General features: G+C 64.2%; 9 protein-coding genes. 6 read left to right on the top strand and 3 right to left on the bottom strand.

The features are described from left to right. Positions 1-491: 491 nt before the first annotated feature. Positions 492-1,886 (bottom strand): methyl-accepting chemotaxis protein, encoded by a 1,395-nt coding sequence (locus tag E7813_RS24630; RefSeq protein ID WP_291577894.1) that lies wholly within the window; start codon positions 1,884-1,886, stop codon positions 492-494. Positions 1,887-1,923: 37 nt separating this feature from the next. Beyond that, entirely contained in the window at positions 1,924-3,684 is a 1,761-nt protein-coding gene (locus tag E7813_RS24625; RefSeq protein ID WP_291577893.1) for a methyl-accepting chemotaxis protein, read from the bottom strand. Positions 3,685-3,887: 203 nt separating this feature from the next. Between E7813_RS24625 and E7813_RS24620 the strand changes: the two genes are divergently transcribed. From E7813_RS24620 to ybgC, 5 genes are all read left to right on the top strand, one after another. Continuing rightward, positions 3,888-4,634, top strand: coding sequence for a YebC/PmpR family DNA-binding transcriptional regulator (locus E7813_RS24620; RefSeq protein ID WP_291577892.1), 747 nt, complete (start codon positions 3,888-3,890; stop codon positions 4,632-4,634). 75 nt (positions 4,635-4,709) lie between these two features. Further along, on the top strand, positions 4,710-5,237 hold the full coding sequence (gene ruvC / locus E7813_RS24615) for a crossover junction endodeoxyribonuclease RuvC (RefSeq protein WP_291577891.1): 528 nt from the start codon (positions 4,710-4,712) through the stop codon (positions 5,235-5,237). Next, entirely contained in the window at positions 5,234-5,851 is a 618-nt protein-coding gene (ruvA, locus tag E7813_RS24610) for a Holliday junction branch migration protein RuvA (protein ID WP_291577890.1), read from the top strand. Before ruvC ends, ruvA begins: the two co-directional genes overlap by 4 nt. Beyond that, positions 5,848-6,900 (top strand): Holliday junction branch migration DNA helicase RuvB, encoded by a 1,053-nt coding sequence (ruvB, locus tag E7813_RS24605; protein ID WP_291577889.1) that lies wholly within the window; start codon positions 5,848-5,850, stop codon positions 6,898-6,900. The genes ruvA and ruvB overlap by 4 nt, the downstream gene beginning before the upstream one ends. A gap of 41 nt (positions 6,901-6,941) precedes the next feature. Further along, positions 6,942-7,364: a tol-pal system-associated acyl-CoA thioesterase gene (gene ybgC, locus E7813_RS24600; protein ID WP_291577897.1), complete on the top strand. Its 423-nt coding sequence runs from the start codon at positions 6,942-6,944 to the stop codon at positions 7,362-7,364. 51 nt (positions 7,365-7,415) lie between these two features. Here ybgC and E7813_RS24595 read toward each other — a convergent pair whose 3' ends face one another. Beyond that, positions 7,416-8,060: a glutathione binding-like protein gene (locus E7813_RS24595; RefSeq protein ID WP_291577888.1), complete on the bottom strand. Its 645-nt coding sequence runs from the start codon at positions 8,058-8,060 to the stop codon at positions 7,416-7,418. Positions 8,061-8,158: 98 nt separating this feature from the next. Between E7813_RS24595 and E7813_RS24590 the strand changes: the two genes are divergently transcribed. Continuing rightward, on the top strand, positions 8,159-8,806 hold the full coding sequence (locus E7813_RS24590) for a TetR/AcrR family transcriptional regulator (protein WP_291577887.1): 648 nt from the start codon (positions 8,159-8,161) through the stop codon (positions 8,804-8,806). Positions 8,807-8,817: the final 11 nt, after the last annotated feature.

Genomic DNA, 8,817 nt, shown 5'->3' with positions numbered 1-8,817 from the left:
CTGCCCTGCCAGGCTGCGGGCGCATTGGGCGCCCGGCATTCCCTGCGCCCTCTGATCGGAGGGTAAGGAATTTTTCAGCAAAACTCGGACGCATCGCGCCGCGAGATCGCGGACTCATATTCTTCTGTCATTGCGAGCGAAGCGAAGCAATCCATCGAGCAGCAAGGTAAGTGTGGATTGCTTCGCTTCGCTCGCAATGACGTTGTTGGGTTGTTTGAAATTACGAAGAGCGAAGCAAAGTGCTCGGTGCCACCTCTCCCCTTGTGGGAGAGGTCGGATCGCATCGACAGATGCGATCCGGGTGAGGGGTTACAGACTATCGATAGACCTGGACCCCTCACCCCAACCCTCTCCCACAAGGGGAGAGGGAGCGCACTGTCATCGCTGAAACATTGTGCGCCGGCTTGCAAAGACGATTCGGCTGTTTGAAAATCTATTCGAGCCGTCATCATCCGCGAAAGCGGGTGGTCCAGTATTCCAGAGAAGCGAATTCAGGACTGCCGGAAGCCCATGCGGAAGGCGCCCCAGTGGCGGCCGCGAATGTGGATCGGCGACGACAGGTCCTTCATCAGCACGAAATTGCCGCCGCCCATGTCGCGCCGGTAGGTCTGCAGCAGGAACGGCCGGGTGTTCGCCGCCACCTTTTTCACCGCGCGATCGTTGAACAGCCGCCGGTTGCGGCAATTGGCGTTGTTCCAGACCGGATCAGGTCCCTGCGGCAGGCGATAGTTCGGATTATGCGTCGGCAGGTAGCCGCCCCTGGCCCATGCCACGCAAAATACGATGCGCGGATCGCTGTTCTGGATCGGATCCTGGATCGCCGGCAGGATGCGGTCGGTGAACTCGACATAGTCGGTGAGGTATTGCTTGGGGTTGGTGCCCGCGATTTCGCGGTAGTTCTCGTCCATCAACTGCTCCAGACGAATTCCGCCGCGGGCAATGGCGGCCTCGAAAGCCTCCGAGATCTGTTTTGCGGTATCGATCACGACGCGGATCAACGGTGCGTCCGCCGTTTCCACCCCGCTATCGGCGATCAGCTCAATTAGTGTTTCCGAGAGGTCGAGCAGTTTGGCGACCCTGTCGTCGGCGCATTTCAAGTCGGTCGACGACAGGTCGACGCCCGTGGCGAGGTTGCCGAGCTCGTCGATCACGATGTCGCATTGGGCGAGATTGGAGGTGGCGGCCCTGGCGACGCCGTCGATCTCGCGGCCGACCGCGGTGAAGCCGTCCTGCACCCGAACGATAATGCCCTGTATCTGCTGGGCGCCGTCGCCGGCGCTCTTTGCCCGCAGCGAGGCGTCGCCGCTCTCGCCGATCAGATTGCCGACCTGGCCGTCGAGGTCGCGAACGGTATCGCCGATCAGTTGCGTCGCCTGGCGGGTGGCTTCGGCGAGGCTCTTCACTTCGCTGGCGACGACGGCAAAGCCTTTGCCCGCGGCGCCGGCGCGGGCGGCCTCGATGGTGGCGTTCAGCGCCAGCAGGTTGGTTTGCTTGGCGATCGCCTCGATCGAGCCGGAGACCTTGGCGACCTGGGCGAGCGCCGTTCCGACCGAACCGAGCCGAAGCTCGATGCGGCCGACGGCCGCGATCAATTCGGCAATGTGCCGGACCGCCGTCTCCACCACGGTGCGCGACTGGGTGATTTCACCGACCGCCGCCGATGTCGCTGTTTGTACCGCCTGCGACGCGCTGGCGATATTGTGATTGGCCGACACCATCGTCTCGGCGGTCTTTTGCAGATGCCCGAACCGGTCGGATTGGCTGGACACGCGGCCGGCGACTTCCTGCAGGTTGCCGGCGACATCCGCAAGCTCGACGCCGAGGCCGCCGATCCGGTTGGCAAGCTGATCGATCAGGCGTTCGACGTGGGGGGATGAATTTGACAAAGGGTGCGTAGCCTTCGGATGCGGTGGTTGCGCTGGATCAAAGCTTGTAGGCGGTGCGGAAGCCGCCCCAGTGCCGGCCATTGACGCGGATCGGCACGTCGATCTCGCGCATCATGATGGTCTTGCCGTTGCCCATGTCGCGGGCGTAGCTCTGGATCAGATAGGAGCGCAGGTTGCGGCCGGCCGCCAATCCCGCGGCGTCGTTGAAGATGCGGCGGTTGCGGCTGTTGGCCGTGTTCCAGACCACGTCGCCGGGGCGCTGCGGGTGCGAATAGATCTTGTTGTGCACCGGCAGGTAGCCGTTGCGGTCGATCATGGCGCAGAACACCATGCGCGGGTCCCTGGCGAGGAAGGCTTCCTGAAACGGCGGCAGCGCGCGGTCGGCCCAGCCGAGTATCCGGGTGCGGTGCTGCAGCGGGTTGGTGCCGGATATCTCGATATAGTCGGTGTCGAACATGTCGTCGGCGGTGATGGCGCCGGAGGCGATGGCGTCCTCGAAGATCTTGGTCAGCGCGGTACCGGCCTCCATGGCGCGGGTGACGAATTCCGTGTTCTCGTCGTGGATCGACCACAGCTTGTCCTCGATCCTTTCGGCAAGCTCGGCATTGGGACTGTCGAACAGCGCCTGCGTGCCCGCGGTCGAACGCCCGGTGAGGCGGATCCTGCAGGCGCCGACGCTCTCCAGCGTGGCGTTGAGGGTCTGGTTCAGGGGCAGCCGTTCGGCATCCGGACCGCAGACCAGCACGCCTTCCATGGCGATCTCGTAGACCGGGGCGGCGACCAGGCCGTGCGCGGTCTGGATTTCGATTTTGAGATTGCAGGGCAGCCGTTCGCCCTTGCGGCGGTCCTCGCGCTCGCCCTGGCGCAGCAACACGGCGCAGCGGGCCTTGAGTTTCTGCGCGAACATGGTGACGGCCTTGCCGGCCCGGGCGACGCTTTCGCCGTGAACCTCGGCTTCCTTGGTCGCGCTGTCGATTTCAGCGGCGCTGTCGCCGACCGAGACGATGAAATGCGAGGTGGAGGCGGCGTTGTCGGACATGTCGCTGGTGGTTTCGTTCTGCTCGGCCACCGCACCATTGACGTTTTCGAATACCGGGCGGATCGCCTCGATCGCCTGCGAGATCCGGTGCACCGCATCGACCGAGCCGGCGGCATCCCTCTGCAGCGCTTCGATCTTTTTCTTGATCTCCTCGGTGGCGTGCTGGGTCTGCACCGCCAGCGCCTTGACCTCGGAGGCGACCACCGCAAAGCCGCGTCCGGCCGCGCCCGCCCGCGCCGCCTCGATGGTAGAGTTGAGCGCCAGCAGCGTGGTCTGCTTGGCGATCTGCGCGATCAGATTGACGACATTGCCGATGGCGGCGGAAGACTCCCGCAAGCGGTCGACATTCAGGCTGGCTTCGTGGGCGGCGGCGGCGGCCTGATCGGCGAGCCTGCTGGCGTCGCGCACCTGCGAGCCGATACCCTCGGCCGAATGGGTGAACTTGTCCGCGGCCTGCGAGAAGGTGGTCGCGGTCGATTGCGCGGCACTGGTGCGCTCGGTCAGGGCATCGGTGCGCTGGCGGATGGTGGTGAGCGTTACAGCGGTCGCCTCGGCGCCGCCGGCCACCGAATTGGCCGCGCGCTCGAGCTGCCGGATCATGGCGCCCAGCTCGAGTTCGAGCAGTTCGAGGATTTCGCTGGAAGAATCCCGGTCCGGAACGCCGGATGGTTCGGCCGCGATGATCGGCTTTGCCGCCTCCGGCTCGTCGACCGGCACAGCCGGTACCGGCAGACGTTTTCGAAACAAACCGAACGCCATGGGGCTCTCTCGGAAAAACATGAAAATCAGGCCCGCATCCTCGCATTCGGGCATGAAGTCATGGTTAACGATTGCCTCATGACCGTGCAGCGGCCACTACCGGCATACCAAAAATGCTGGCATATCTTTGATTTCATGGGGTTTAGCGCCTATAAGGCCGCGCCCTCAACCAAACCACCCGGACGAATCCCGAAAGACACCGCATGGCCGGACATTCCCAGTTCAAGAACATCATGCACCGCAAGGGCCGGCAGGACGCCCAGAAGTCGAAACTGTTCAGCAAATTGGCGCGGGAAATCACCGTCGCCGCCAAGATGGGCCAGCCCGATCCCTGCATGAATGCGCGGCTGCGCGCCGCGATCATCTCCGCCCGCCAGGAAAACATGTCGAAGGACTCAATCGAGCGCGCGGTGAAGAAGGCGATCGGCTCCGAGGGCGAAAATTACGACGAGATTCGCTACGAGGGTTACGGTCCGGGCGGCGTCGCTGTGATCGTCGAGGCGCTGACCGACAATCGTAACCGCGCGGCGTCCGACATCAGGTCCTACTTCACCAAGTCGGGCGGCAATCTCGGCGAAACCGGCTCGGTCGCGTTCATGTTCGACCGTACCGGCATCATCGAATACGACGCCAAGGTCGCTTCCGACGATACAATGCTGGATGCGGCGATCGAGGCCGGCGCCGACGACGTCTCCTCCAGCGAGAACGGCCACGAGATCTACGCCTCGCCGGAAACCTTCCGCGAGGTGGCCAAAGCGCTGGAAGCCAAATTCGGCGAAGCCCGCAAAGCGCAACTGACCTGGAAACCGCAGAATACCGTGCCGGTGGACGATGAGACCGGCGAGAAGCTCTTGAAGCTGATCGATCTGTTGAACGAGCACGACGACGTGCAGAACGTCTACGCCAATTTCGAGGTCTCGGACGCACTGGTCGCCAAGATGGGCGGCTGATTGCGCCCATGCTTTCGCGGGGTATGACGACCGGGTGCGCTAGGCTGGAGCCCGCTCCGGCGTTATCACTACCCCATGACGTCCCAGCCGATTCGCCAGCCCGTCCGCATCCTTGGCATCGACCCCGGCCTGCGCCGCACCGGTTGGGGCGTGATCGAGATCGACGGCAACCGGCTGATATTCGTCGGCTGCGGATCGGTGGAACCGCCGGAAGGGCTGCCGCTCGCGAGCCGGCTTTTGGCGATTCATGAGGGCCTCGCTGCCGTGCTCGGCGATTTGCAGCCCATGGAGGCCGCGGTCGAGCAGACTTTTGTCAACAAGGACGGCGTCGCCACGCTGAAGCTCGGGCAGGCCCGTGGGGTTGCGATGCTGGCCCCGGCGATGTTCGGGATAGCGGTCGCGGAATACGCTCCGAACCAGGTGAAGAAGGCCGTGGTCGGCGCCGGCCACGCCGACAAGAACCAGATCCTGATGATGCTGAAGATCTTGCTGCCGAAGGCGGAACCGAAATCCCCCGACGCCGCCGACGCGCTGGCGATCGCCATCACGCATGCGCATCACCGCCAGAGCGCGGCGCTGAAGCTGAGGGTGGTCGGGGCATGATCGGCAAATTGAAGGGCCTGATCGACAGCTACGGCGAGGATTATGTGATCCTCGATGTCGGCGGCGTCGGCTATCAGGTGCATTGCTCGGCGCGGACGCTGCAGGCGTTGCCGTCGCCCGGCGAGGCCGCCGTGCTGTCGATCGAGACCTACGTGCGCGAGGACCAGATCAAACTGTTCGGCTTTCGCAGCGATATCGAGCGCGAATGGTTTCGGTTGCTGCAGACCGTGCAGGGCGTCGGCGCCAAGGTCGCGTTGGCGGTGCTCTCTACCCTGCCGCCGTCCGATCTTGCCAATGCAATTGCGCTGCGTGACAAGGCCGCGGTGACGCGCACGCCGGGCGTCGGACCGAAAGTCGCCGAGCGCATCGTCACCGAATTGAAGGACAAGGCGCCGGCCTTCGCCAACGTCGATCCGGCGCTGGTGCATCTGTCCGGCGCGATTGACAACGACCGGGCGCCGCGCCCGGTCACCGATGCGATCTCGGCGCTGGTCAATCTCGGTTACGGTCCGCCGCAAGCAGCCGCCGCCATCGCCGGCGCCTCACGCATTGCCGGCGAGAATGCCGAGACCGCACAGCTGATCAGGCTGGGGCTGAAGGAGTTGGCGAAGTGAACACGCCCTCCCGTATCGTCACGCCTGAACGCCGCGCCGACGATTCCGGCGATACCGCGTTGCGCCCGCAACTGCTGTCGGAATTTGTCGGCCAGGCCCAGGCGCGCGCCAACCTTGCCGTCTTCATCGAGGCGGCGCGCAAGCGCGGCGAGGCGCTGGACCATGTGCTGTTCGTCGGCCCACCCGGGCTGGGCAAGACCACGCTGGCGCAGATCGTGGCGCGCGAACTCGGCGTCGGCTTTCGCGCCACCTCCGGACCGGTGATCGCCAAGGCCGGCGATCTCGCCGCACTGCTGACCAACCTTGAAGAGCGCGACGTGCTGTTCATCGACGAAATCCATCGCCTCAGCTCCGCGGTCGAGGAGGTGCTGTATCCGGCGATGGAGGACTTTCAGCTCGACCTGATCATCGGCGAGGGACCGGCGGCGCGTTCGGTCAAGATTGAACTGGCAAAATTCACGTTGGTCGGCGCCACCACCCGCGCCGGACTGTTGACCAATCCGCTGCGCGACCGCTTCGGGATTCCGGTGCGGCTGAATTTCTATACCGAGGAAGAACTGGAGAAGATCGTCACCCGCGGCGCCCGCGTGCTTAAGGTCGGCATGACGCCGGACGGCGCCAACGAGATCGCGCGCCGCGCCCGCGGCACGCCGCGCATCGCCGGACGGCTGTTGCGGCGGGTCCGCGATTTTGCCTCGGCGGCGGATGCCGCCTCGATCGACCGCGCCATCGCCGACAACGCGCTCAGTGCGCTGGAAGTCGATGCCGCCGGGCTCGACGCCATGGACCGGCGCTATCTGTCGACCATCGCGATGAACTATGGCGGTGGCCCCGTCGGCGTCGAGACCATGGCCGCGGCGCTTTCGGAGCCGCGCGACGCCATCGAGGACATCATCGAGCCGTTCCTGATTCAATGCGGCTACCTGCAGCGCACCCCGCGCGGGCGGCTGTTGACCTCGCATGCGTTCCGGCATCTCGGCCTCGCCGAGCCCGCGCGCGATCCGGCGCAGTTCGGTCTGTTCGGAAGCGGGGTCGAGGACGAGCAGTGATCGACGCAGGCCCGCCGACGACCGCCCATCTCGACGGCACGATGCGCGATGACCGGCATCACATGCAGATCCGCGTCTATTACGAGGACACGGACTTTTCCGGCATCGTCTATCACGCCAACTATCTGCGCTTCATGGAGCGGGGACGTACCAATCACCTGCGGCTGATGGGCGCCGAGCAACACGCGCTGTTTACGGAAGCACAGGCGGAAACCCCGGGCTTCGCTTTCGTGGTGCGCTCGATGCAGATCGATTTTCTCAAGCCCGCGCGCATGGACGATATGCTCGACGTGGTGACGTGGCCGGTCGCCGTGAAAGGCGCTTCGATAACGCTGGCGCAGGAAGTCCGGCGCGGCGCGGACGTGCTGGTCAAGGCGCAGGTGCGCGTCGCCTTCATCAGCGAAGGACGGGCGCAGCCGATCCCAAAGGCGCTGCGGGTGCTGATGAAGGCCGACAAGGTTTAGGACAGGCGCCGTTCCCGCGTTGGCGGGAACGACCAGTTGGAAAGATGACGCCTACGCCGCCGCCTTGTGGCGCGCGAGTTCGGCCTGGTACAGCTTGAACTCCTCGGCGACCGCCCTGGCGACGCTGGGCCGCGCGCGCAACCGTTCGTAATACGCTTTCACGGCGGGCCATTTCGCTAGCTCGATCGGTGGCGTCGCCATGGTCCAGTTGATCACCGTGACAAGATAAGCGTCAGCGACGCTAAAGTGGTCGAGCAGGAATTCGCGACCCTTGAGATAATTTTCGAGGTAATCGAGCCGCGACAGGCCCTTGCCGAGAACGTAGGTCTTCATCTCGGATGGCGCCTTCTTGTCGAGCAGCGGTACGAACAGGCCCTTGTGCAGCTCGGTGCCGATGAAACACAGCCACTGATGCAGCCGGCTGCGTTCGATACCGGGGCCGGATGCGATGCCGGCGGTGGGAAAGCGATCCGCCACGTATTGCAGGATCGCGGCATTCTCGGTCAGAACCAGCCCGCCATCGGTGCGCAGCGTCGGCACCAGCCCAAGCGGGTTAACCTCGAGAAAATTCGAGCCGTCGTTCTGCACGATCTTGGTCCTCGGATCGACTTCGAAATAGTTGGCGTCGGCACCGGCTTCGTAAAGCGCGATGCGGGTCGCCATCGAGCAGGCGAGAGGGGAGAAATAAAGGTCCACGGAAGCCTTCTTGGCGGGTTTGGTCCGGTCTTGCGGACCGGGGTTGATTTTTATACTATTTCGCATAATATAATTCGCGTCAAAGGAGTTCTTGCGAAATGGTACGAAAAGTTAAAAACCCGTCCGCGAAGCTCGACGCGGTTGCGCCGAAGCGCCGCGGCCGTCCGCGCGCCTATCAGCCCGAGGTCGCGCTCGGCAAGGCGCTCGATCTGTTTCGCAAGGATGGTTTCGCGGCGACCTCGCTCGACGATCTCAGCGCCGCCACCGGCATGAACCGGCCGAGTCTCTATGGTGCGTTCGGCGACAAGCGCGAACTCTACCTGAAGAGTTATGCGCGTTACCGCGCCGACGCGCGCGCGGCGATGATCGACATTTTCAGGGACGAACTGCCGATCCGCAAACGGCTCGAGCGCATCTACGCCGTGGCGCTTGATATTTATCTGTCGGGCGACGCCGGTCCGCGTGGCTGCTTCACGGTAATGACGGCGGCCTCCGAGGCGGTGTCCGATCCCGAGATCCGCGCCATGGTGCTGGAAGGATTTTCCGAGCTCGACAAGGCGTTCGCGGCCTGCTTCCGGATGGCGAAGGAGAAGGGCGAACTGCCTGCGTCAGCCGATCCGCAAATTCTCGGTCAGTTGGCGTCAGCCACCATCCACACCATTGCAATCCGTGCGCGGGCTCAAGTGCCGCGCAAGGAGCTGGAAAGAATCGTGAAGGGCGCCATCGATGTGATGCTGCGCGGTTAGCGCTCGACGCC

It is taken from the genome of Bradyrhizobium sp., assembly GCF_004799405.1.
Classification (GTDB): domain Bacteria; phylum Pseudomonadota; class Alphaproteobacteria; order Rhizobiales; family Xanthobacteraceae; genus Bradyrhizobium.
Note: the sequence above shows the minus strand (reverse complement) of the source record. Positions and strands in the feature narration are given on the sequence as shown.